The following is a 23,560-nucleotide window of genomic DNA, read 5'->3' as shown; positions in this document are numbered from 1 at the left end:
GCTTAGGGAGGGAGATCCTTTTGTTCCTCAAACGTTTAGATATAGTTGGTTTTAAATCGTTTGCTGAAAGAATTTCTGTTGATTTTGTGAAAGGTGTCACAGCAGTCGTTGGACCAAATGGAAGCGGAAAAAGTAATATTATTGATGCTGTCAGATGGGTATTGGGGGAGCAATCAGCAAAGTCCTTGCGTGGCGGGAAGATGGAGGACGTTATCTTTGCAGGGAGCGATACAAGAAAGTCCCTAAATTTCGCTGAGGTATCTCTTACTTTAGATAATGAAGATCATCAGTTACCGCTTGACTATAACGAAGTAAGTGTAACTAGAAGAGTATACCGATCAGGCGACAGTGAATTTTATATTAATAAACAAAGCTGTCGTTTAAAAGATATTGTTGATCTATTCATGGATTCGGGTCTGGGAAGAGAAGCCTTTTCCATTATCAGTCAGGGGAAGGTCGAGGAAATATTAAACAGTAAGCCAGAAGAACGCCGTACTATTTTTGAAGAAGCTGCAGGTGTACTGAAATACAAAACTCGCAAGAAAAAAGCTGAAACAAAGCTTAATGAAACACAAGAAAATTTAAATAGGGTGAATGATATCCTTCATGAGCTGGAGCACCAAGTTGAACCTTTAAAAATTCAAGCTTCCTTAGCGAGGGATTATTTAGAAAAAAAAGAAGAACTAAAGAACGTAGAAGTTGGGCTTACTGTAAAAGAAATAGAAGCTTTAAACGAAAACTGGGAACATTTAAAGAAACAGCTGGAACAGCACCAGGATCAGGAATTGGCTAGTCTATCAAAACTGCAAAAAGAAGAAGCTAAACTTGCAGAAATGCGGGATCATCTTTCTGCATTGGATGAATCGATTAGTGATTTGCAAAATGTTTTAGTTTCTGCAACAGAGGAATTGGAAAAATTAGAAGGACGTAAAGAAGTTTTAAAGGAAAGAAAGAAAAACGCAAACCATAATAAAGATCAATTACAGAGAAATATTATGGAATCTGCCGATAAATTAAAAAAATTAGAAGAACAAAAACAAATTCTAAAAGCAGAATATGATAGAAATGTCGCAGAGGCTTCCCTTTTAAAAGCAAGTTTGAAAGAAAAAAATGACCAATTGAACAAATTTAATATTAATTTGGATGAAGTGATTGAGTCATTAAAAGGCGATTATATTGAATTGTTAAATGAACAGGCTTCGGGGAAAAACGAACTAAATCTCTTAGGACAGCAATTACAGGTTCAGTCTTCCAAAAAGAATAAGTTAGATGAGGATAATAAAAAGTATATAGAACAGCGAAAAATTATTTTGGAAGAAAAGCAGAATGTAGAGAAACAGCTTAATGAGGTAGCCGAGGAATTAGATGCTCATATTCACAAATTCCGAGATAAGCAAAAAAAGCTGGAGAATCTTAAAAATCAATATGAAAAACAAGAGTCTACGCTTTATCAGGCTTATCAATATTTACAAAAAGCAAAATCCAGAAAAGAAACATTAGAAGAAATGGAAGAGGACTATACTGGCTTCTTCCAAGGTGTAAGAGAGGTCCTAAAAGCAAAGGGCACTGTTCTTGGAGGAATTGAAGGAGCAGTTGCTGAACTTATTCAAGTCCCTAAAGGCTATGAATCTGCAATGGACACAGCACTGGGAGGTGCGATGCAGCACATTGTTGTGCTAACAGAAGAGAATGGCCGTAATGCCATTCAATATTTAAAGAAAAATCGATATGGGCGCGCAACTTTTCTGCCGTTGAATGTTATTAAAGGTAAATCCATTCCTTTTGCTCAATTGGAACTAATTAGCGGTGATCCCTCCTTTGTTGGAGTAGCTGCTGAGCTTATTCAGGTGGATGCAAAATATCAATCTATCATCTCAAATCTACTTGGAAATGTTGTGATAACAAAGGATTTGCAAGGTGCAAACAGAATAGCAAAGCTCCTTCAGTATCGATATCGCTTGGTAACACTAGATGGTGATGTGGTAAATCCAGGAGGGTCGATGACAGGTGGTACACTTAAACAGTCTAGCAACTCCTTAATCTCTCGAAAAGGGGAACTGGAGGAATTAAAAGAGAAGCTTATTTCCATGGAAGAAAAAACGTCACAGCTTGAGAACCTTGTTAAAACGATAAAACAAGATGTTGCACAGGAAGAAAATTCATTAGAAGAAATGAGAAAACATGGTGAGCAACTTCGTTTTAAGGAGCAAGAATGGAAAGCAGAGCTAAGGCAAATTGAAATGGCCGAAAAAAATATGAATGAACGGTTAATGATATATGATATGGAAAAGGCGGAAAGTCTAACCACATCAGAATCTGTTACGGCAAGAATTCAGGAGCTGGAAGAACAGCTGAAAAGTGTCGCAGAAAAAATAACGGGTTTGGAAACGGAAATCGAGGAACTGACAAGGAAGAAAAATAACGATATTTCATCAAAGGATGAAGTATTAAATGAAATCAGTGACCTTAAGTCAAAGCTTGCAGTAAAGAATGAACAGCTTGTAACGAGCCGGGAAAATCTTGAAAGAATTCAAGGTGAATATGAGGAAACATTAAAGAAACATACCCAATTTACTGATGAATTAAATTGGATTGAAAATGAAATGTCCAATAATCATTCTGGTGAAGAGGAAATATCTGTTGCTGCCGAAAAGAAAAGGATGGACAAGCTAGAAACAACGAACTTAATCTCTATGAGAAGAGAGGAACGAGTCCAGCTCCAAACAAAACTGGAGGATATGGAATTAAATCTGAAAGAATTAAATCGCCAGCATAAAGGGATAGTCGAGGTTTTAAAAGACGAAGAAGTAAAGATAAATCGTTTAGATGTTGATTTAGAAAATCGTCTCGCACGTCTTCGAGAAGAATATTTATTAAGTTTTGAAGCTGCCAAACAGGACTTTCCACTTGATATCTCACTAGAAGATGCAAGAAAAAAGGTTAAACTGATTAAACTTGCAATTGAAGAGCTTGGTACCGTTAATATCGGTGCTATCGAAGAATATGACAGAGTATCTGAGCGCTATGAATTTCTGAAAGAACAACAAACAGATTTGTTAGATGCAAAGGAAACTCTATTCCAAGTGATAGATGAAATGGACGAGGAAATGAAACGGCGATTTGAAGAAACGTTTGCAGCAATCCGTCTGCATTTTGAGCCTACATTCCAAGCCCTTTTCGGTGGGGGACGTGCAGAGTTGAAGCTTACAGAACCGAATGATTTATTAAATACCGGTGTGGATATTGTGGCACAACCTCCAGGCAAAAAACTGCAAAATCTTGGTTTATTATCTGGTGGAGAAAGAGCTTTAACCGCAATTGCTTTATTATTCTCAATACTAAAAGTTCGCCCAGTACCATTTTGTATTCTTGATGAAGTTGAGGCAGCTCTAGACGAGGCAAATGTATTTCGTTTTAGTAAATATTTGAAAAAGTTTAGCGAAGAAACACAATTTATCGTCATTACCCATCGTAAAGGCACGATGGAGGAAGCAGATGTTTTATATGGAATTACAATGCAAGAGTCAGGTGTATCGAAACTAGTATCCGTTCGGTTAGAGGATACCAATGAGCTTGTAGGCCCTGCTATGTCTGTTTAGAACAAATCCTTAAGTCGATAAGAGTTGAAGCTAGACATAGACAATTTTCCAAAAAAGTTTTCCAGAGGGTTAAATTTTATAATTTCTTAAACAAAGAATAAGGTGCCCCTAACGAAATTAGATAACCGGGGCACTTTTTTTAAGAACGACACGGGAAGAAGTAAGCGGAAAATATGGATGATTATTCATGAATAATTTGTTAGAATATATAATACTTTGTAGGGATTTGTACTTGTATATTTGACTCTCGTTCATATTGCTTTATGCGTACACATGTACGAGATTAGGGTATAAATCAATAATTAATTATAATCTCACAATATGAAGGAGTGAGTCTGTTGAGTTTTTTTCAAAAGTTAAAGGACAAGTTTTCAAAGTCTACTGATAATGTTACAGAGAAATTTAAGGATGGTTTATCCAAAACAAGAAATAATTTCGCGAATAAGGTAAATGATCTAGTTGCGCGATATCGAAAAGTAGATGAAGATTTTTTTGAAGAGCTTGAAGAAATCTTAATCCAAGCAGATGTTGGTTTTAACACGGTGATGGAATTAATCGATGAATTAAAGATGGAGGTAAAAAGAAAGAATATTTCAGATCCGACAGAGGTTCAATCGGCTATTTCCGAAAAACTTGTTGAAATTTATCAAAGTGGCGAAAAAACTACTGGTCACATAAACATACAGGAAGATAGTCTTACTGTTATTCTTTTTGTTGGTGTCAACGGAGTAGGAAAGACTACAACAATAGGAAAACTTGCCCATATGTATAAACAGCAAGGAAAAAATGTTATTTTAGCGGCAGGGGATACGTTTCGAGCAGGAGCAATTGATCAGCTGGAGGTTTGGGGAAACCGTGTAGGCGTTGATGTGGTAAAACATAGCGAAGGATCCGATCCTGCAGCTGTAATGTTTGATGCCATTCAATCTGCACGTGCAAAGAGTGCAGATATATTATTATGTGATACGGCAGGACGTCTGCAAAATAAAGTAAATTTAATGAACGAGCTAGAAAAAGTAAAACGTGTGATTGAAAGGGAAATCCCTGGAGCACCACATGAAGTGTTGCTTGTATTAGATGCGACTACTGGACAAAACGCACTGCTCCAGGCAAAAACTTTTAAAGAAGTTACGAATGTATCCGGAATTGTGTTAACGAAATTGGATGGAACAGCAAAAGGCGGTATTGTTCTTGCTATCCGCAATGAATTAAATATTCCGGTTAAATTTGTGGGTCTTGGTGAAAAAATGGATGACTTACAAGCGTTTGATCCTGAAAAATATGTGTATGGTCTATTTTCTACAATTATCGAAAAAGAGGCAGAATAAATTAGCTGAATTGTATGTAAAGGTTTTATCTTGACAAACCCAAGGAAATTGTGTATTCTTCATATGTAAAGCTTTTTCACTTAACAAGGGGAGGATAATCATGCTTGAAAAAACGACAAGAATGAATTACTTGTTTGATTTTTATCAATCGTTGTTAACTCCAAAGCAGCGAAGCTATATGTCCTTCTACTATTTAGATGATTTTTCCCTTGGTGAAATTGCCGAAGAATTTGAGGTTAGCCGGCAAGCGGTTTTCGATAATATCAAACGTACTGAAAACATGCTCGAGGAATATGAAGAGAAGCTATTATTATTCCAAAAGTTCAAAGAGCGCACGAAAATTTTAAATGCTTTAAGAGATAATCTTGGAACAGATGAATTATCAATGAAAATATTACCTTTTATTGATGCGCTAGAGAAATTAGATTAGGAGGCGGCATATATGGCATTTGAAGGATTAGCCGACCGACTGCAGAATACGATACAGAAAATACGCGGCAAGGGAAAAGTTTCGGAAAGCGATGTAAAGGAAATGATGCGTGAAGTACGTCTTGCATTATTAGAGGCGGACGTAAACTTCAAAGTAGTAAAAGAATTTATAAAAAAAGTAAGTGAACGTGCTGTTGGTCAAGAGGTAATGAAAAGCTTAACTCCTGGTCAACAAGTAATTAAGGTTGTTAAGGAAGAGTTAACGAACCTAATGGGCGGAGAACAAAGCCAAATAGCTGTTTCCAAGCGCCCTCCAACCGTAATTATGATGGTTGGTTTACAAGGTGCCGGTAAAACAACCACCACTGGTAAGCTTGCGAATTTATTAAGAAAAAAGCATAATCGTAATCCTTTACTTGTAGCAGCTGACATTTATCGACCTGCAGCTATCAAACAATTAGAGACACTAGGAAAGCAATTAAGCATGCCTGTGTTTTCTCTTGGCGATCAAGTTAGCCCCGTAGAAATTGCAAGGCAGGCGATTGAAAAAGCAAAAGCTGATCATCATGATTATGTACTAATTGATACAGCCGGCCGTCTGCATATTGATGGCGAGCTAATGAATGAGCTGAAGGAAATTAAAGAATTGGCAAGTCCTGAGGAAATCTTTCTAGTTGTAGATGCTATGACTGGACAAGATGCTGTAAATGTTGCCGAAAGCTTTAATGAGCAATTAGGTATTACAGGAGTCGTCTTAACAAAATTAGACGGTGACACTCGTGGTGGTGCAGCCCTATCTATTCGCTCCGTAACCGGTAAACCGATTAAATTTGTCGGTATGGGGGAAAAGTTAGATGCATTAGAAGCATTTCATCCTGAAAGAATGGCTTCCAGAATACTTGGAATGGGCGATGTCTTGACTTTAATTGAAAAAGCTCAGGCAAATGTTGATGAAGAAAAGGCAAAAGAACTGGAGCAAAAAATGCGAACTGCTTCTTTTACCTTTGATGATTTCCTAGATCAGCTTAGCCAAGTCAGAAAAATGGGTCCATTGGATGAGCTTTTAAAAATGATGCCTGGAGCGAATAAAATTAAAGGATTGAATAATATTCAAATTGATGATAAGCAGATCAGTCATGTAGAAGCCATCATTAAATCCATGACAAAAGCGGAAAAAATCAATCCTGAAATTATTAATTCCGGTCGCAGGAAACGGATTGCAAAAGGAAGCGGAAGAACTGTTCAAGAGGTAAACCGACTACTCAAGCAATTTGAAGAAATGAAAAAAATGATGAAACAAATGACAAGTATGCAAAAAGGGAAAAAGAAAGGCTTCAAATTCCCATTTATGTAAGCTGAATGATAGTAATAAGGCAACTAAGGCAATGCTGTCATTTGATTATTTGGCTAGCAATGTGTAAGTTCCTTTTACCAATATACAAAAAGTGTTAAGAAAAAACACTTTACAAACAAATTACTTTTTTGATATTATACTATCTTGTGTAAAACTATTCGGAGGTGCTTTTAAATGGCAGTAAAAATTCGTTTAAAACGTATGGGAGCAAAAAAATCTCCTTTCTATCGTATTGTAGTTGCAGATTCTCGTTCACCACGTGATGGACGTTTCATCGAAACAGTTGGTACTTACAATCCAGTTGCTCAACCAGCAGAAGTGAAAATTGATGAAGAATTAGCGCTTAAATGGTTACAAAATGGTGCAAAACCATCTGATACAGTACGCAACTTATTCTCAAAACAAGGCATCATGGAAAAATTCCACAACGTAAAATACAGTAAGTAATTGTGTGAATCACTATGAAGGATTTGATTATTCAAATTGTGAAGCCCTTAGTCGACCATCCGGATGCTGTTCGGGTTGAAATGGTCGAGGAGCCCAGTCAAATAACGTATAATCTTTCTGTTCATCAGGAGGATATCGGTAAAGTGATTGGGAAGAAGGGCCGTGTTGCAAAAGCAATACGAACTGTTGTCTATGCCGGTGCTGGTTTACAACAACATAAGAGAATTTATTTGGAAATTGGTTAATAACGATAAGTTTATTTTTCAATCCAAATAATTTTACACCAAGTGAAATGAATAAGAAAATCATCAAAAGAAGGGAGGAGAATATTGCCTCCCTTTTTCCATATCAAAAAATAGAATCCGCGTCGCCAACGGCCGCTTGCGCTGGACAGATTCTATACTTGTTAAAAATATATTCTTTCATATTTTTTATAAACTCTCTGCAAAATAAATGAACATCAAAAAGCCTACTAAATATGGGGGTAAATGATGAAAATATTACAGTCCGTAATTGTAAAGCAAGTGTTGACAGATAATAGTAAAGAAAAATTACTGCATTCCTATGAAGAGCAAAAGTTAATATTTCAAAAAGAGTGTGATCAGCTTCGATTTGAACTTAAGAAACTGGAAAAAACAAAAAAGTTTCCTCCGGCAAGTTTAAAAAGTCATTTTGAAAAGGAAATTAATATTAGACAGGAAAAAGTAAAATTAATTGATTTTCAAATAGAGCAACTAGAAATCCTTCCATTGGGTAGTGAATTAACGGAACAGAGTATTCAATCTATTGTCGAAATAAAAGTTGGTGACGATTGGAATAAACTATCTAGTGAGAGAATGATTATTGTGAAAGATGGAATCATTACAGAAATACGTTAGAGGTGAAATAAATGTGGTTTAATGTAGGTAAAATCGTTAATACACACGGTTTGAATGGTGAAGTTCGTGTGATATCAATAACGGATTTTAAAGAGGAACGATTTAAAATTGGAAGCATTCTATATCTATTTATCACGGAACAATCAAAACCTATTGAGTTAGTTGTGAAAAGCCACCGTATACATAAAAATTTTGATTTACTTACCTTTGAAGGGTATACCAATATTAATGAAGTGGAAAAATGGAAAAATGGTATTTTAAAGGTGTCAAAAGAACAATTAGGGAAGCTGGATGAAGGGGAATTTTACTTTCACGAGATTGTTGGCTGTCAAGTATTGACAACTTCTAATGAATTAGTAGGAGTTGTGAAGGAAATACTTACCCCGGGTGCTAATGATGTTTGGGTAGTAAAAGGGGAAAAAGGAAAGGAATATTTAATTCCTTATATTGAACCGATTGTGAAACACATTAATGTCCAGGAAAAACGAATTATTATTGAACCAATGGAAGGATTACTATCATGAAAATTGATATATTAACCTTGTTTCCTGAAATGTTTACAGGGGTTCTCGGCACATCAATTTTAAAGAAAGCAAAGGAAAAGGATATAGTCGAATACAATATCGTTAACTATCGGGAATTTGCTGATAATAAGCATCAAACTGTAGATGATTATCCATATGGCGGCGGCGCCGGAATGGTATTAAAGCCACAGCCAATATTTGACGCAGTGGAAAGCCTAAAGCAAGGGGAAAGTAAACCAAGAATAATTTTACTTTGTCCACAAGGGGAAACTTTCAATCAATCAAAAGCAGAAGAATTGTCTCAGGAAGACCACCTAATTTTTATCTGCGGCCATTATGAAGGATATGACGAAAGAATAAGGGAATTTGCTGTAACAGATGAAGTTTCTATCGGTGACTTTGTATTAACTGGTGGAGAACTTGGAGCTATGGTAATGGTAGACAGTATCGTTCGTCTATTACCAGGTGTATTGGGAAATGAAGATTCACCTGTTCTGGATTCCTTTTCAACAGGTTTATTGGAACATCCACATTACACTAGGCCGGCAGATTTCAATGGAATGAAAGTACCAGATATTCTTCTTTCCGGAGATCATCGGAAAATAGAAGAGTGGAGAGAAAAAGAATCATTAAGAAGAACCTTTTTACGAAGGCCAGATCTATTAGAAGGATACCAATTAACAGAAAAACAAAGAAAATGGATCATGGAATGGGAAAATGAGAAGTAGATAGAAAATCTTATTGTTACCAAAGTCAAAGCAGTGTTACAGCATATCCATATTTCTTATTGCATAATAAATACCGATATGTTAAGATTAATTTTGTGATTTGAGGCAAATCACGCTATAACGATGTTCCGCTACAATGAGTGATATGTAAGAGCATCTGTTGGAAGGAGTTGAAAACGATGCACAATATTATTGAAGAAATTACAAAAGATCAACTTCGCAGTGATATTCCTGCTTTCCGTCCTGGAGATACAGTACGTGTTCATGTTAAGGTTATCGAGGGTACTCGTGAACGTGTACAGTTATTTGAAGGTGTTGTTATCAAACGCCGCGGTGGTGGAATCAGTGAAACTTTCACAGTTCGTAAAGTATCTTATGGTGTAGGTGTTGAGCGTACATTCCCTTTACACACTCCTAAGATTGCGAATTTAGAAGTAGTGCGTCGCGGTAAAGTTCGTCGTGCGAAACTTTACTATCTACGTAATTTACGTGGTAAAGCCGCTCGTATTAAAGAAATCCGCTAATTGTAAGTGTAGGTGGCTTTTGGTAGAAGTAATTCTACTATCGTTATCATACTTATCAATGAAAAACGTTTTGAAAAGGGGCTTGGAAACAAGCCCCTTTTCGTTCATATAAATCCATATGGTAAACTTGTATAAAGCAGATTAATTCAATGAAAAAATGGATATAAAATAAAAGGAGTTCCCCTTTTAAGAAGGAATTAGTTTTTTCATATGAATTATTTCATGAGTTTAGTCTTTGGCTAGCGAAGCAGCTAGCGGCGGATTTCTGCGTCTCTTCCCTATGATAAGTTAACATCAGCTCTTTTACTACATAGCTGTGATTCCTTTATCTCATTCGAAGACTACAGGTGAAATTTGCACTTCAAAATTCACTTATCCGTACGCCAGAGCTGCGGAGCTAACGCTTTTCTTAGTAATCTAAAGAAAAAATCTGGGTGGTGGAGATATGGCAAAACGTAAAAATGAATTATGGGAGTGGACAAAAGCCCTCCTCATTGCAGTAGGACTTGCAGTAATTATTCGTTATTTTTTATTTGCACCAATTGTGGTAGATGGATTATCCATGATGCCTACTTTACATAATGGGGACCGAATGATTGTCAATAAGTTAGGAAAACCAAATCGGTTCGACATTGTTGTTTTTCATGCCCCAGAAAAAAAGGATTACATAAAAAGAGTTATCGGCCTGCCAGGTGATAGAATCGAGTACAAGAATGATGTATTATACATAAACGGAAAAGCATATAAGGAACCTTATTTAGATAAATATAAAAAAATTACACAAGGACCATTGACTGAGGATTTCACTCTAAAGGATTTAATTGGACGTGATACTGTACCAAAAGGTGAGATTTTTGTAATGGGAGATAATCGTAGACAAAGTAAGGATAGCAGAATTATTGGCCCAGTACCTTTATCAAAGGTAATAGGTGATACAAAATTAATATACTGGCCGATGAAGGATATCCATATAGTAAAATAAATGTTTTTGGAGTTGAGTTACATGACCATTCAATGGTTCCCTGGTCATATGGCAAAGGCGCGCAGGGAAGTATCTGAAAAGTTAAAACTGGTTGATATCGTTTTTGAATTAGTAGATGCAAGAATTCCCGTTTCTTCAGGAAATCCTATGCTTGATGAAATTGTCCAACAAAAACCAAGGTTAATTTTATTGAATAAAGCAGATATGGCAGATTCTGATAGGACGAAACAATGGATACAATACTATGCTGATAAAGGACAAAAAGCATTAGCTATAAACTCTCAAGCAGGCAACGGGATGAATGATATTGTGAAAGGTGCCCAAGAGTTGCTAAAGCCTAAGTTTGACAGGATGAAATCAAGGGGAATGAAGCCAAGAGCTATTCGGGCAATGATTATTGGTATCCCAAATGTAGGTAAATCCACATTGATAAATAGACTTGCGGGAAAAAATATTGCAAAAACCGGCAATACTCCCGGTGTGACAAAATCACAGCAATGGATTAAAGTAGGTAAACAATTAGAATTGCTTGATACGCCAGGAATTTTATGGCCAAAATTTGAGGATGAAATTGTCGGATATAAATTAGCATTAACCGGAGCGATTAAGGATACGATACTCAACTTACAGGATATTGCTGTATTTGGACTGCGTTTTTTAGAGGAGCATTATCCAAACCAATTAAAAGAGCGTTATCAGTTTGAGAATTTACCGGAAGAAATTGTAGACAAGTTCAATCATATAGGCCGATTAAGAGGTTGTCTTATGTCAGGTGGAGAAATCGATTATGATAAGACAGCAGAAACGATTATTCGAGATTTGCGATCATTAAAAATTGGAAGATTAACTTTTGATTTTCCCGATGAGTCAGATCAATCCTAAATGGTGAGGAAGGACATGGAAACTTATACAATCAAAGAAATTGCGGTCGAATTGGAACAAGTAAACAGCTTAAACGATCCATTTCTAAGAAAAATAAAAAAAGATGAACGTAAAGGCGTACAAAGCCTAATGAAAAAAAAGATTGAAGCATTAAAAAAGGCAGAAATAGAAAGACAACATTTCATTGAAATGATGAAATATGAGCGGGATTTGAAGGCAGAGGGCTTTAATTTAATTGCTGGGATTGATGAAGTTGGCCGTGGACCATTAGCTGGCCCAGTAATTGCTGCGGCTGTCATACTACCGGACGCATTTTATTTACCTGGTATAAACGATTCTAAGCAATTAACAGAACAAAAACGGGAAGAATACTATGAGATTATTATGAAGGAAGCAGTTTCCGTCGGAATTGGTATTATTACTGCAGGTGAAATTGATCAAATCAATATCTATGAGGCGACCAAGAAGGCAATGAACCTTGCCATCAATAATTCTAGCACATTTCCTGACTACTGTTTAATTGATGCAATGAAATTAACTTTACCAATACCGCAAACTTCTATTGTAAAAGGGGATGCAAAAAGTGTTTCCATAGCTGCAGCATCCATCGTTGCTAAAGTAACACGTGATAGAATGATGAAGGAGTACAGTAATCAGTACCCATATTACCATTTTGAAAAGAATATGGGATATGGAACAAAGGAACATCTTGTATCGCTAAATACATATGGACCTTGTCCTATCCATCGTAAAACGTTTGCACCGATAAAAGATATGTTATAAAAAACTCAACCTGCTATGGTTGAGTTTTTTTTATTCATTAAATGTAATGGATTATATAATGAGTTTACTCAATGTCTAGCTCCATCGCCAATCGGCTAGCGGATTTCTACGTCTTCTCCCTAAGATAAGCGGGCATCGACTCTTCCCTCGCCCTGATTCTTTTGGTATCAATCGAAGACTACAAAATCCGCGGGCTGCTTTCGCTTTTCTTATAAAGAAGCACGATAAATAGCTAGAACATCATCTCGATTTAATTTTGTGAAAGTACCGAACTCACCATTAGCCATTGCACGATCCGCCATAATTTCTAATTTGCTGTCGTCAATATCATAGTCCGCTAAGCGAGAAGGTGCACCGATACTGTTCCAGAAATCACGGAGTTTTTCGATTCCTTCAAGTCCAACCTCTTCATCTGTTTTTCCATCCGGATTTACGTTAAATACACGGACAGCTAGCTGTTTGAAGCGGGAAGGCTTAACATGTAAATTATGTTTCATCCAGTTAGGGAAGATTATTGCTAATCCACCCCCATGTGGAATATCATAGACTGCTGAAACAGCATGCTCAAGATTATGGGTAGCCCAATCTCCGCGGTAACCCATATTTAACATACCGTTTAACGCCATTGTTCCACAGTAAAGGACGGTAGCACGATACTCGTAACTCTCTAGATCATTTAAAAGCTTAGGAGCTGTTTCCATTACCGTTTTTAATAATCCTTCACACATACGATCTTGAAATTCGGTATTTTCTGTTAGATGAAAATAATGCTCCAATACATGCGACATCATATCTACCATGCCATAAACAGTTTGATCCCTAGGAACAGTATATGTATTTACAGGATCCAAAATAGAAAACTTAGGGAATGTTACAGGGCTGCCCCAACCATACTTTTCATTTGTTTCCCAATTGGTAATAACAGATCCTGAATTCATTTCAGAGCCTGTGGCTGCAAGGGTAAGGACAGTTCCAAAAGGGAGGGCTTCTTTTGCGAACGCTTTTTTAATGACGATATCCCAAGCATCTCCATCATATTTAGATGCAGCAGCAATCAGCTTAGTACAGTCAATCACGCTGCCGCCTCCAACAGCTAGTATAAAGTCAACGTTTTCCTTTTTACAAATATCTACCCCTTTGCGAACAGTTGATACACGTGGATTCGGTTCCACACCGGAAAGTTCAAAAACGGTAGCATTTATTTCGTTTAATTGATTTATAACCTTCTCATATAAGCCGCTTCTTTTAATACTTCCGCCACCATATACAAGTAACACTTTTTTTCCAAACGGAGGAATTTCTGTTTTTAACTGCTCAAGCTGATCTTTACCAAAGATTAATTTAGTCGGATTTAAAAATGTAAAGTTATCCATTTTCGTTCAGCCTCCTTCAGTATGTATTATGATTGAAAAAAAATGAAAAAGCAAAAATGCTGCCCGCCTGCATTCAGTATAAAAAATTTAACTACTTACTTTTATATTACGGAATATTAGCGAAGTAAATAAGTTTACCAATATTCATATACTTTACATGAGAACGGATTCCCATGTAAGTTTTTATGCAATTAATAACCATACTCCTTTCATAAAAATAATATGAATATGACAAAAGTCTAATAAAGGAGCGAACTCACATGGCATTAAAACAACAGGTTTTAAATGAAATAAAACGGTTAACAGAAAAGCTTCAAACAGAACAATTACCCGATGGATCCTGGGATTATCCGTTTGAAACAGGCATCAAAACAGATTCTTATATGATTATTCTTCTAAGAATGTTAGAGTTTGACGATGAGGATTTAATTAAAAATCTTGTTTGGCGGATTTTAAGCAAACAGGAGGTAGATGGCTCATGGAAGCTTTTTTATGACGAAAAGACTGGAAATCTTACTACGACAATTGAGGCTATTTATGCGCTAAGATATTCCGGATATGTATCAAATGAAGACTACCGAATGGAAGAGGCAAAGCGATTTATATTGAAGAATGGCGGTTTGGAAAATTCTCAAATGTTCACTCAAATTTTGTTATCTTTAGGTGGGCAAATAAATTGGCCTAATCAATTTCCTATTCCTGTTGAGGCGGTGCTATTGCCCAATAAATTTCCTATAAATTTTTATGATATTTCGGTTTTTGGAAGGGCAAATATTGCACCTATTTTAATACTTAGTGATGCAAAATTTTCAATGAAAACAGATCAAAGTCCGGATCTCTCTGATCTTTTTGCAGAAAGAGCATTAAATAACTTGAAAATACGACAACCTGCAGAATTTCGTTCCTTACTGGACTACATAAAAAAGGGGGTGGATAGTTTAGTAGGATTGAAGGAGGATATTCATGAAAAGGCTTTAAAACAACTAGAAAACTATATCATTAATAGAATTGAACCCGATGGGACATTTTACAGTTATTTTAGTGCTACCTTTTTAATGATATTTGCCCTTATGGCCAGAGGTAAATCGAAAGCGGATCAAATCATTGTAAGAGCGGTAAATGGCCTAAAATCAATGATTTGTGAAATTGATGGGCATCCTCACTGCCAATATACAACTGCAAATGTTTGGAATACGACCTTAATTAGCTATGTACTTCAGGAGGCGGGAGTTTCCAAAAATACAAATACTATTCAGAAAGCTAATCAATATCTTTTGTCCAGACAGCATCATAAATACGGAGATTGGTATATTCATAATCGGCATGCTAAACCAGGGGGATGGGGTTTTTCGAATATTAACACGATTAATCCCGATGTAGATGATACGACAGCTGCTTTAAGGGCTATTCGTAGACAATCAGTTCAAGATAATCGATATCGAAACGTCTGGAATCGTGGAATCCAATGGGTAATGTCGATGCAAAATGATGATGGTGGCTGGCCCGCATTTGAACGAAATATTGATAACCCGCTTTTAACCATTTTACCCGGTGGAGAGGATTTGTTATTGGATGAATCGTCAACAGATCTAACAGGTAGAACGATAGAATTTTTGGGAAACTATACTAATTTAAACAAAAGCAATCCAAATATCAAAAAAGGGATAAAGTGGTTATGGAAAAATCAGGAGGAGGATGGCTCCTGGAATAGCAGATGGGGAATATGTTATATATATGGGACTTGGGCGGCGCTAACTGGCATCCGTGCTGCAGGTGTGGAGGCAGAGCATCCATCTATTCAAAAAGCCATCAGCTGGCTATACAAAATTCAAAATGAAGATGGCGGCTGGGGCGAATCTTGTAACAGTGATATTATGGAGGAATATGTTCCGTTAGGCTTAAGTACATTAACCCATACTGCTTGGGCTTTGGATGCACTTATTGCTGTTTCAGATAAGATAACGCCACAAATCCAAAAAGGAATAAACTTTCTATGTGAAAATGCCGATACAAATAATTGGAGGACTTCCTATCCAATGGGACAAGGAGCATCTGGATTATTTTATATACATTATCATAGCTATAACTATATATGGCCGTTACTGGCATATTCACATTTCATTCATAAATATTACAAACATTAATAGATAAAGAGGAATAAAAAATGTTGTCTTCGATCATAAATGGATTACAACAATTAAATACGAGTGACCGTTCAATTACTTTCACCTTTCAAAAAGGAAAGATCTTTTTTGCTACAGTGAAAAATATTTATCCTAATAATTTTGCACTGCTACAAATTGGAAATCAAAATCTTATCGCAAAACTTGAGGTAGCATTGAAAAATGGCGAAGCATATTGGTTTCAAGTGGATTCGGATGAAGGAGATATTCAGTTGAAGTTGCTTTCTGATAAGCAACAAAGCGGAAATGAGCCTTCTATAATATTAAAACAGCTTTCACTGCCATCTACGAAAGCAAATATAGATTTGGTTCAATTTCTTTCAAAGGAACAAATTCCATTTACAAAGGAAACCGTTTTGAAAATGAGCGGAATGCTTTCCAATTCAACAGATAATAAGGAAAATCTTAATATTATCAAACAAATGGTGGCAAAGGGACTGACCATATCTGAATCGATATTCAAATCATTATATGCAACGGAAAATAAGGAACCTATTCAAAATCAAATTCAGCTACTTGAATTATCACTTTCGAATGAAGAGCAAACGCCTATTGTTAAGGAAATGCAATCGGCGATTGACACTATTAAAAATATCCAGAATAAGCAACTGGCTACAAGTTTAATCCAAACTTTAAAAGACGATACTGTTTCTAAAACCAATGATATGCAATTAATATCCAAATCGGTTTTACAAAAACTTGGGAAGGAGTTGGAGGATCTTTCTTTATATACAAAGACGAAAAATTCAACCAATTTAATACAAAATCAAAATGAATTTTTAACGGAAAAAACAGCATTTATAAGTAATCCATCAATTTCCCAAAAAATAGTTAATAATACAGTGAAGGTAATCGAACATTATTTTTCAAAGGAAGTACCGCCTGAAAATATGTTATTTACCCAACAAGAAAAAGACTACTTAACAGATATTTTAAACACTATGAAACAGACACTAAATGGAAAAGATGTCGTTAAACAATTTAAGGAAGTAACAAAATCATTAGGATTATTTTATGAATACCAGATTGCAGGTAATCCAGCAGAACATCATGTAGAGGAACAATTAAAGCCTTTACTCGTTAAATTCTTGCAGGAATCTGGCCATTCACAAGAAGTACGTGAAATTGCAGATAGCCTTGTAAATAAAATGAATGGTCAGCAAATTCAAATGTATGATAGTAGCCCAATCCAGCATTTATTTTATGAAATTCCCATTCAATTATTTGGGTTTAAAACAAATCTAACCATGCAATGGTCTGGAAAGAAAAAAGAAGATGGAAAAATCGACCCGAACTACTGTCATATTCTCTTTTACTTAAATCTGGAACACCTTCATGAAACGATTGTAGAAATGAAAGTGCAAAATCGCGTAATCAATGTGAATGTCTACAGTGAATCGAATGTAAAGGAAGCTGCAGCCAATATTATTCCCAAATTAAAAAATAACTTAGAAGAATTAAATTATCAGCTATCCGCAATTCATTTTATGGAGATACAATCTGAAAAGACCACGCATATAAAGAAAAATACTAGAAATGTAAATCAAGCCTATAACGGGGTGGACTTAAAGATATGAAAAATAAAAATAAGCTTTCAGATGGAAGAGAAGCGATTGCACTAAGCTATCAATCTGAAAAACATTCTGCTCCGGTCATTGCAGCAAAGGGGAAAGGCTTCGTTGCTGATAATATAATTGAAAAAGCGAGGGAACATCGTATCCCTATTCAAGAGGATCCTAGTCTGGTGCAATTACTTGGGACACTGGATATCAATGAGACTATACCTGAAGAGCTTTATGAAGCTGTTGCGGAAGTTTTTGCGTTTATATATAAAGTAGATCAGCGAGCAGGAAAAGGACATTAGACAGCTAATATTGATGTTTTTAATGTCTTTTTTGCTTTTGTATAGATAAATAGAATAGGTTTGCAATTCCGATAGTTAAAAATAAATTGCAAAATTATCTAAATCATTCATAAAGCTAGACATATTTTCTACCTTTATATACAATGAAAACGCAGTTAAATTTTTGTCATTGTTTGATAGGAGGATGGAAAATGAATATCCATGAGTATCAAGGTAAAGAAATCCTCAGAAAATACGGGGTTGCGGTACCAAATGGAAAGGTTGCTTTTACAGTAGAAGATGCAGTAGAAGCGGCAAAAGAACTTGGTACACAAGTTTGTGTAGTAAAAGCACAAATTCATGCCGGAGGTCGAGGTAAAGCTGGCGGTGTTAAAGTTGCTAAGAATTTGGACGAAGTACGTACATATGCAAGCGAAATCTTAGGCAAAACATTAGTTACACACCAAACAGGACCTGAAGGAAAAGAAGTGAAACGTCTTCTAATTGAAGAAGGTTGCGACATTAAAAAAGAATATTATGTTGGTCTAGTATTAGACCGTGCAACTTCTCGTGTTACGTTAATGGCTTCAGAAGAAGGCGGTACTGAAATTGAAGAGGTGGCTGCAGAAACACCGGAAAAAATCTTCAAGGAAACAATTGATCCTGTTGTTGGATTAACAGCATTCCAAGCTCGTCGTATTGCATTTAATATTAATATTCCTGCAGAGCTTGTAAACAAAGCTGTGAAATTTATGATGGGCTTGTATACTGCATTCATCGAAAAAGATTGCTCTATCGCTGAAATCAACCCTCTAGTTGTAACAGGTGATGGAAATGTTATGGCACTTGATGCAAAATTAAACTTTGATTCAAATGCACTATACCGTCAAAAAGACGTACTAGAATATCGTGATCTTGAAGAAGAAGATCCTAAAGAAATCGAAGCTTCTAAGTATGATCTTAGCTACATCGCTTTAGATGGCAAAATCGGATGTATGGTTAATGGTGCCGGTCTTGCAATGGCTACAATGGATATCATTAAGCATTACGGTGGAGACCCAGCTAACTTCTTGGATGTTGGTGGCGGTGCAACTGCAGAAAAAGTTACGGAAGCATTCAAAATTATCCTTTCTGATAAGAATGTAAAAGGTATCTTTGTCAATATCTTCGGTGGAATTATGAAGTGCGACATTATTGCTGAAGGTGTTGTGGAAGCAACTAAGCAAGTTGGCCTTGAGTTGCCTTTAGTTGTACGTTTAGAAGGAACTAACGTTGAATTAGGTAAGAAAATCCTTAATGAATCAGGTTTAAACATCGTTGCTGCTGAATCAATGGCAGATGGCGCACAAAAAATCGTTGAACTAGTAGGTTAAGAAAGGCAGGGGAATAAAATGAGCGTTTTTGTTAATAAAGACACGAAAGTAATCGTACAAGGTATTACTGGTAAAACAGCTCTTTTCCATACAAAACAAATGTTAGAATACGGTACAAAAATTGTTGGTGGTACTTCTCCTGGTAAAGGCGGTACTGAAGTGGAAGGCGTTCCTGTATTTAATACAGTTGAAGATGCTGTAAAAGCAACTGGTGCCAACGCTTCTGTTATCTACGTACCAGCTCCATTTGCTGCAGATGCTATTTTAGAAGCAGTTGATGCTGAATTAGATTTAGTAATTTGTATCACTGAGCATATTCCAGTACTAGACATGGTAAAAGTAAAACGTTACATGGAAGGTAAGAAAACTCGCCTAGTTGGTCCTAACTGTCCAGGCGTCATCACTCCAGGAGAATGTAAAATTGGTATCATGCCAGGATACATTCATACAAAAGGCCATGTAGGTGTTGTTTCTCGTTCTGGTACATTAACTTATGAAGCTGTTCATCAGCTTTCACAAGCAGGTGTTGGCCAAACAACTGCTGTTGGTATCGGTGGAGACCCTGTTAACGGTACTGACTTTATTGATGTGCTTAAAGCATTTAACGAAGATCCGGAAACAGAAGCTGTTATTATGATTGGTGAAATCGGGGGAACAGCGGAAGAAGAAGCAGCACGCTGGGTAAAAGCTAATATGACAAAACCAGTTGTTGGCTTCATCGGCGGTGTAACGGCACCTCCAGGAAAACGTATGGGTCACGCTGGTGCGATTATTTCTGGCGGTAAAGGTACTGCTGCAGAAAAAATTCGTGTCATGAATGAATGCGGAATTAAAGTGGCTGAAACACCTTCTGTAATGGGTGAAACACTAATTAGTGTTTTAAAAGAAAAAGGCCTTTATGAAAAGTGTAAAACACATTAATTAATACTGAAATATAAAAAATAGTCCCTCTATGAAAGAGGGGCTATTTGCAATATTTTCATAAAAGAAAGGATTTTTCAATTTTAAGGAGGATTTTATGGAAGAATTTAAGAAAAGTCTTATTCATCTTCACCATTGTCAAGGTATTACATCCAATACAATACTACAAATCCTAAAAAGGGACCCCGAGTTAAAATCACTATACAAATTTTCCCTCCCTGTATTAAAATCCATTACTTTGGGTAAAACAAGTCAAATAGAAAAAATTTATCAAGATTTGCACCATTTAGATGTTGATACATTACTTTTAAACTATCGAAAACACCAAATCCAATGTATTACCATTTTTGATAAGAATTATCCCAATCTACTAAAACAAATTTTTAACCCACCATTAGTCCTATATACAATCGGAGATCAAAAGCTTCTACAATATCCGTCAATAGCAATAGTAGGGTCTAGAAAAGCTGATTTCAAAGCATTAAAAGCAATTAAAAAAATTACTCCTCCTCTTATTAAACAAAACTATGTCATTATTAGTGGTCTTGCAAAAGGAGTAGATACAATGGCACATAAAACATCTATTATTTGTAAAGGTAAAACAATTGGTGTATTAGGAAGCGGATTTTTTCATATTTATCCGCAGGAAAACATTGGTTTAGTAGAGAATATGAAAAAAGAGCATTTAATTATTTCGGAATATCCTCCGCATACGAAACCGCAAAAGTGGCATTTTCCAATGAGAAATCGAATAATTAGCGGGCTTTCGAAAGGAATCGTGGTAATTCAGGCTGAACAAAAAAGTGGTTCTCTAATAACAGCAGACTTTGCTCTTCAAGAAGGAAGAGAGGTTTTTGCAGTACCGGGAAATATTGATGAATCACTTTCACAAGGTACTAATAAACTGATACAACAAGGAGCAAAACTCGTTCAAACAGGGGAAGATATTCTCGAAGAGTTCCATTATTAAATAATACCGCTAATTATCTTAAAAATAATTTAAAAGATTTTTTCATTATATCATCCTTATGAAATGGAAAGGATTTAAATTCAAGAGGAATGTGTGCTTGAAGGATAGTTTTTATTAAGGAATAATTGACAAATATGAAAATCAGGTCTATTATGTACACTTGATTTCAATACATGTAAAAATTACAAATGTAAGGATAGTTGAAAGAAATTTATATAACACCTCTGGGGAGGATTTTTGATGTCAGACTACTTAGTAATCGTGGAATCGCCTGCGAAAGCGAAAACCATTGAACGATATCTTGGAAAAAAATACAAAGTGAAAGCATCTATGGGACATATTAGGGATTTGCCTAGAAGTCAAACAGGTGTGGATACTGAACATAATTATGAACCGAAGTATATAACCATAAGAGGTAAAGGACCGATATTAAAAGATTTAAAAACAGCCGCGAAAAAAGCAAAAAAAGTCTATCTTGCGGCCGACCCCGATAGAGAGGGAGAGGCAATTGCATGGCATTTAGCACATAGTCTGGATGTGGATATTCATTCTGACTGCAGGGTTGTTTTTAATGAAATAACGAAGGATGCTATTAAAGAATCCTTTAAACACCCGCGCCCAATTAATATGGATCTAGTCGATTCTCAGCAAGCAAGGAGAATTTTAGACCGTTTAGTTGGATATAATATCAGTCCATTACTTTGGAAAAAAGTGAAGAAAGGATTAAGTGCTGGGCGAGTTCAATCGGTTGCGGTTCGGCTTATTATCGACCGTGAAAATGAAATTAAGAATTTTATTCCGGAAGAATACTGGTCCATCACTGCTGATTTCGAATTTGGAAAGGAAACTTTTCAAGCTTCCTTTTATGGCATTAACGGAAAAAAATTAGATTTAACATCCGAATCAGATGTTAAAGATGTTTTGTCTAAATTAAAGGACGATAAGTATACGGTTGCTTCCGTTACAAAAAAGGAAAGAAAAAGAAATCCATCACCACCATTTACCACTTCCTCTTTACAACAAGAAGCTGCTAGGAAGTTGAATTTTAGGGCAAAAAAAACAATGATGCTAGCTCAACAGCTTTATGAAGGTATTGATCTTGGCAAAGAAGGCAGCGTCGGGTTAATTACGTATATGAGAACGGATTCAACACGTGTTTCGGAGGTTGCGCAATCGGAAGCAGCATCATATATCAAGGAAAATTATGGAGAAGAGTATGCTAGAACAGAGCAAAGAAAAGATAAAAAGCAAACGAATGCGCAAGATGCTCATGAAGCAGTACGACCAACCAGCACATTCCGAGATCCGAACTCATTAAAGGAATATTTAAGCAAGGATCAATTGCGTTTATATAAGCTTATTTGGGACCGTTTTGTAGCTAGTCAAATGGCTCCGGCTATTATGGACACGATGAGTGTAGATATTTTAAATGGAGATGTTGGTTTTAGGGCGAATGGTTCGAAAGTTAAGTTTTCCGGCTTTATGAAGGTATATGTGGAAGGAACGGATGATGGGCATGAGGAGAAGGAAAATTTATTACCGGATTTAAAGACGGGAGATAATGTAAAATCCACGAATATTGATCCGAAACAGCATTTTACACAGCCGCCTCCGCGTTACACGGAAGCAAGACTTGTAAAAACATTAGAGGAGCTAGGCATAGGAAGACCCTCAACTTATGCTCCAACCCTTGATACCATTCAAAAGCGAGGGTATGTGGCGTTAGAAAATAAACGTTTTGTTCCAACAGAGCTTGGAGAAATAGTAATAGAGCTCATGTTAGAGTTTTTCCCGGAAATTCTCGATGTAGAATTTACAGCTAGGCTGGAAAATAATTTGGATGAAATCGAAGACGGGAAAGTCGAATGGGTAAAAATCATTGATGAATTTTATAAAGATTTTGAAGTAAAGCTGAAAAAAGCGGAAGAAGAAATGGAAAAGATTGAAATTAAAGATGAATTTGCAGGAGAGGATTGTGAGAAATGCGGCAGTCCAATGGTCTTTAAAATGGGCCGCTACGGTAAATTTATGGCATGCAGCAATTTCCCGGATTGCCGCAATACAAAACCAATTGTTAAAGAAATCGGCATCAAATGTCCTAAATGTGAAAAAGGAAATATTATTGAACGTAAAACAAAGAAAAAAAGAACATTTTATGGCTGTGATCGCTATCCTGACTGTGATTTCATATCCTGGGATAAACCAATTGAAAGAAAGTGTCCTAAATGTGATCATGTACTTGTAGAGAAGAAATTGAAAAAGGGAATTCAAGTTCAATGTACAAATTGTGATTATAAGGAAAAAGCGGAAAGCTAAAGAGTAAGCGATTGCTTACTCTTTTAACTTGTAGTGTAGGAAATGATAAAGTTTACCTCTTAGCTATTGCTCTTATTTTACATATTAAGTAAAAATATTGATGGTTTTGTGAACTTTTCGATT

Annotated in this window: 21 protein-coding genes; 20 read left to right on the top strand and 1 reads right to left on the bottom strand. The window is 36.1% G+C overall.

Features of this window, described 5'->3' with window-relative positions:
* The first annotated feature begins 20 nt into the window (after nucleotides 1-20).
* The 13 genes from smc (at nucleotide 21) to rnhB (ending at nucleotide 12,458) form a co-directional block, all read left to right on the top strand.
* Nucleotides 21-3,599, top strand: coding sequence for a chromosome segregation protein SMC (gene smc, locus AN964_RS14910; protein ID WP_055740443.1), 3,579 nt, complete (start codon nucleotides 21-23; stop codon nucleotides 3,597-3,599).
* 338 nt (nucleotides 3,600-3,937) lie between these two features.
* On the top strand, nucleotides 3,938-4,927 hold the full coding sequence (gene ftsY / locus AN964_RS14905) for a signal recognition particle-docking protein FtsY (RefSeq protein WP_055740442.1): 990 nt from the start codon (nucleotides 3,938-3,940) through the stop codon (nucleotides 4,925-4,927).
* A 97-nt stretch (nucleotides 4,928-5,024) separates the two neighbouring features.
* Nucleotides 5,025-5,357, top strand: a complete 333-nt coding sequence (locus AN964_RS14900) for a putative DNA-binding protein (RefSeq protein WP_437177117.1) — start codon at nucleotides 5,025-5,027, stop codon at nucleotides 5,355-5,357.
* Nucleotides 5,358-5,369: 12 nt separating this feature from the next.
* Entirely contained in the window at nucleotides 5,370-6,710 is a 1,341-nt protein-coding gene (gene ffh / locus AN964_RS14895) for a signal recognition particle protein (RefSeq protein WP_055740440.1), read from the top strand.
* Nucleotides 6,711-6,884: 174 nt separating this feature from the next.
* Nucleotides 6,885-7,157, top strand: coding sequence for a 30S ribosomal protein S16 (rpsP, locus tag AN964_RS14890; RefSeq protein WP_055740439.1), 273 nt, complete (start codon nucleotides 6,885-6,887; stop codon nucleotides 7,155-7,157).
* A gap of 14 nt (nucleotides 7,158-7,171) precedes the next feature.
* The gene (locus AN964_RS14885; protein ID WP_055740438.1) at nucleotides 7,172-7,402 is read left to right on the top strand and encodes a KH domain-containing protein; all 231 of its coding nucleotides are present in this window, start codon (nucleotides 7,172-7,174) and stop codon (nucleotides 7,400-7,402) included.
* A 246-nt stretch (nucleotides 7,403-7,648) separates the two neighbouring features.
* On the top strand, nucleotides 7,649-8,035 hold the full coding sequence (locus tag AN964_RS14880; RefSeq protein ID WP_055740437.1) for a YlqD family protein: 387 nt from the start codon (nucleotides 7,649-7,651) through the stop codon (nucleotides 8,033-8,035).
* Between the two features lie 11 nt (nucleotides 8,036-8,046).
* Nucleotides 8,047-8,559 carry a ribosome maturation factor RimM gene (gene rimM / locus AN964_RS14875; RefSeq protein ID WP_055740436.1) on the top strand — a complete coding sequence of 171 codons (513 nt, stop codon included), beginning with the start codon at nucleotides 8,047-8,049 and terminating at the stop codon, nucleotides 8,557-8,559.
* Nucleotides 8,556-9,287 carry a tRNA (guanosine(37)-N1)-methyltransferase TrmD gene (trmD, locus tag AN964_RS14870; protein WP_055740435.1) on the top strand — a complete coding sequence of 244 codons (732 nt, stop codon included), beginning with the start codon at nucleotides 8,556-8,558 and terminating at the stop codon, nucleotides 9,285-9,287. Before rimM ends, trmD begins: the two co-directional genes overlap by 4 nt.
* 179 nt (nucleotides 9,288-9,466) lie before the next feature.
* Nucleotides 9,467-9,811 (top strand): 50S ribosomal protein L19, encoded by a 345-nt coding sequence (rplS, locus tag AN964_RS14865; protein ID WP_055740434.1) that lies wholly within the window; start codon nucleotides 9,467-9,469, stop codon nucleotides 9,809-9,811.
* Nucleotides 9,812-10,256: 445 nt separating this feature from the next.
* A complete protein-coding gene (gene lepB, locus AN964_RS14860; protein ID WP_055740433.1) occupies nucleotides 10,257-10,793 on the top strand; it encodes a signal peptidase I in 537 nt (178 codons plus the stop codon).
* A gap of 21 nt (nucleotides 10,794-10,814) precedes the next feature.
* Nucleotides 10,815-11,675 carry a ribosome biogenesis GTPase YlqF gene (gene ylqF, locus AN964_RS14855; protein WP_055740432.1) on the top strand — a complete coding sequence of 287 codons (861 nt, stop codon included), beginning with the start codon at nucleotides 10,815-10,817 and terminating at the stop codon, nucleotides 11,673-11,675.
* A 15-nt stretch (nucleotides 11,676-11,690) separates the two neighbouring features.
* A complete protein-coding gene (rnhB, locus tag AN964_RS14850) occupies nucleotides 11,691-12,458 on the top strand; it encodes a ribonuclease HII (RefSeq protein ID WP_055740431.1) in 768 nt (255 codons plus the stop codon).
* A 209-nt stretch (nucleotides 12,459-12,667) separates the two neighbouring features.
* On the opposite strand, the gene AN964_RS14845 is transcribed toward rnhB, so the two are convergent.
* Nucleotides 12,668-13,831, bottom strand: a complete 1,164-nt coding sequence (locus AN964_RS14845) for an iron-containing alcohol dehydrogenase (protein ID WP_055740430.1) — start codon at nucleotides 13,829-13,831, stop codon at nucleotides 12,668-12,670.
* Nucleotides 13,832-14,091: 260 nt separating this feature from the next.
* On the opposite strand from AN964_RS14845, the gene shc reads away from it, so the two are divergent.
* The 7 genes from shc to topA all read left to right on the top strand — a co-directional run bounded on the left by shc (nucleotide 14,092) and on the right by topA (nucleotide 23,437).
* Nucleotides 14,092-15,975 (top strand): squalene--hopene cyclase, encoded by a 1,884-nt coding sequence (gene shc / locus AN964_RS14840; protein WP_055740429.1) that lies wholly within the window; start codon nucleotides 14,092-14,094, stop codon nucleotides 15,973-15,975.
* 20 nt (nucleotides 15,976-15,995) lie between these two features.
* Nucleotides 15,996-17,591 carry a hypothetical protein gene (locus tag AN964_RS14835; RefSeq protein WP_055740428.1) on the top strand — a complete coding sequence of 532 codons (1,596 nt, stop codon included), beginning with the start codon at nucleotides 15,996-15,998 and terminating at the stop codon, nucleotides 17,589-17,591.
* Nucleotides 17,588-17,878 carry an EscU/YscU/HrcU family type III secretion system export apparatus switch protein gene (locus AN964_RS14830; RefSeq protein WP_055740427.1) on the top strand — a complete coding sequence of 97 codons (291 nt, stop codon included), beginning with the start codon at nucleotides 17,588-17,590 and terminating at the stop codon, nucleotides 17,876-17,878. Before AN964_RS14835 ends, AN964_RS14830 begins: the two co-directional genes overlap by 4 nt.
* Before the next feature lie 191 nt (nucleotides 17,879-18,069).
* Nucleotides 18,070-19,230, top strand: coding sequence for an ADP-forming succinate--CoA ligase subunit beta (sucC, locus tag AN964_RS14825; protein ID WP_055740426.1), 1,161 nt, complete (start codon nucleotides 18,070-18,072; stop codon nucleotides 19,228-19,230).
* Nucleotides 19,231-19,248: 18 nt separating this feature from the next.
* Complete coding sequence (gene sucD, locus AN964_RS14820) at nucleotides 19,249-20,151, top strand: succinate--CoA ligase subunit alpha (RefSeq protein ID WP_055740425.1); 903 nt, start codon at nucleotides 19,249-19,251, stop codon at nucleotides 20,149-20,151.
* 97 nt (nucleotides 20,152-20,248) lie between these two features.
* Entirely contained in the window at nucleotides 20,249-21,121 is an 873-nt protein-coding gene (gene dprA, locus AN964_RS14815; RefSeq protein WP_055740424.1) for a DNA-processing protein DprA, read from the top strand.
* Nucleotides 21,122-21,361: 240 nt separating this feature from the next.
* The gene (gene topA / locus AN964_RS14810) at nucleotides 21,362-23,437 is read left to right on the top strand and encodes a type I DNA topoisomerase (RefSeq protein ID WP_055740423.1); all 2,076 of its coding nucleotides are present in this window, start codon (nucleotides 21,362-21,364) and stop codon (nucleotides 23,435-23,437) included.
* Nucleotides 23,438-23,560: the final 123 nt, after the last annotated feature.

It is taken from the genome of Heyndrickxia shackletonii, assembly GCF_001420715.1.
Classification (GTDB): Bacteria; Bacillota; Bacilli; order Bacillales; family Bacillaceae_C; genus Margalitia; species Margalitia shackletonii.
This window is presented reverse-complemented; position numbering and strand designations above follow the sequence as displayed.

Bases quoted from the DNA above. Each gene is read 5' to 3' on its own strand.
- ffh (WP_055740440.1), top strand. From the start codon at position 5,370: ATGGCATTTGAAGGATTAGCCGACCGACTGCAGAATACGATACAGAAA.
- rpsP (WP_055740439.1), top strand. From the start codon at position 6,885: ATGGCAGTAAAAATTCGTTTAAAACGTATGGGAGCAAAAAAATCTCCT.
- AN964_RS14885 (WP_055740438.1), top strand. From the start codon at position 7,172: ATGAAGGATTTGATTATTCAAATTGTGAAGCCCTTAGTCGACCATCCG.
- AN964_RS14880 (WP_055740437.1), top strand. From the start codon at position 7,649: ATGAAAATATTACAGTCCGTAATTGTAAAGCAAGTGTTGACAGATAAT.
- rimM (WP_055740436.1), top strand. From the start codon at position 8,047: ATGTGGTTTAATGTAGGTAAAATCGTTAATACACACGGTTTGAATGGT.
- trmD (WP_055740435.1), top strand. From the start codon at position 8,556: ATGAAAATTGATATATTAACCTTGTTTCCTGAAATGTTTACAGGGGTT.
- rplS (WP_055740434.1), top strand. From the start codon at position 9,467: ATGCACAATATTATTGAAGAAATTACAAAAGATCAACTTCGCAGTGAT.
- lepB (WP_055740433.1), top strand. From the start codon at position 10,257: ATGGCAAAACGTAAAAATGAATTATGGGAGTGGACAAAAGCCCTCCTC.
- ylqF (WP_055740432.1), top strand. From the start codon at position 10,815: ATGACCATTCAATGGTTCCCTGGTCATATGGCAAAGGCGCGCAGGGAA.
- rnhB (WP_055740431.1), top strand. From the start codon at position 11,691: ATGGAAACTTATACAATCAAAGAAATTGCGGTCGAATTGGAACAAGTA.
- AN964_RS14845 (WP_055740430.1), bottom strand. From the start codon at position 13,831: ATGGATAACTTTACATTTTTAAATCCGACTAAATTAATCTTTGGTAAA.
- shc (WP_055740429.1), top strand. From the start codon at position 14,092: ATGGCATTAAAACAACAGGTTTTAAATGAAATAAAACGGTTAACAGAA.
- AN964_RS14835 (WP_055740428.1), top strand. From the start codon at position 15,996: ATGTTGTCTTCGATCATAAATGGATTACAACAATTAAATACGAGTGAC.
- AN964_RS14830 (WP_055740427.1), top strand. From the start codon at position 17,588: ATGAAAAATAAAAATAAGCTTTCAGATGGAAGAGAAGCGATTGCACTA.
- sucC (WP_055740426.1), top strand. From the start codon at position 18,070: ATGAATATCCATGAGTATCAAGGTAAAGAAATCCTCAGAAAATACGGG.
- sucD (WP_055740425.1), top strand. From the start codon at position 19,249: ATGAGCGTTTTTGTTAATAAAGACACGAAAGTAATCGTACAAGGTATT.
- dprA (WP_055740424.1), top strand. From the start codon at position 20,249: ATGGAAGAATTTAAGAAAAGTCTTATTCATCTTCACCATTGTCAAGGT.
- topA (WP_055740423.1), top strand. From the start codon at position 21,362: ATGTCAGACTACTTAGTAATCGTGGAATCGCCTGCGAAAGCGAAAACC.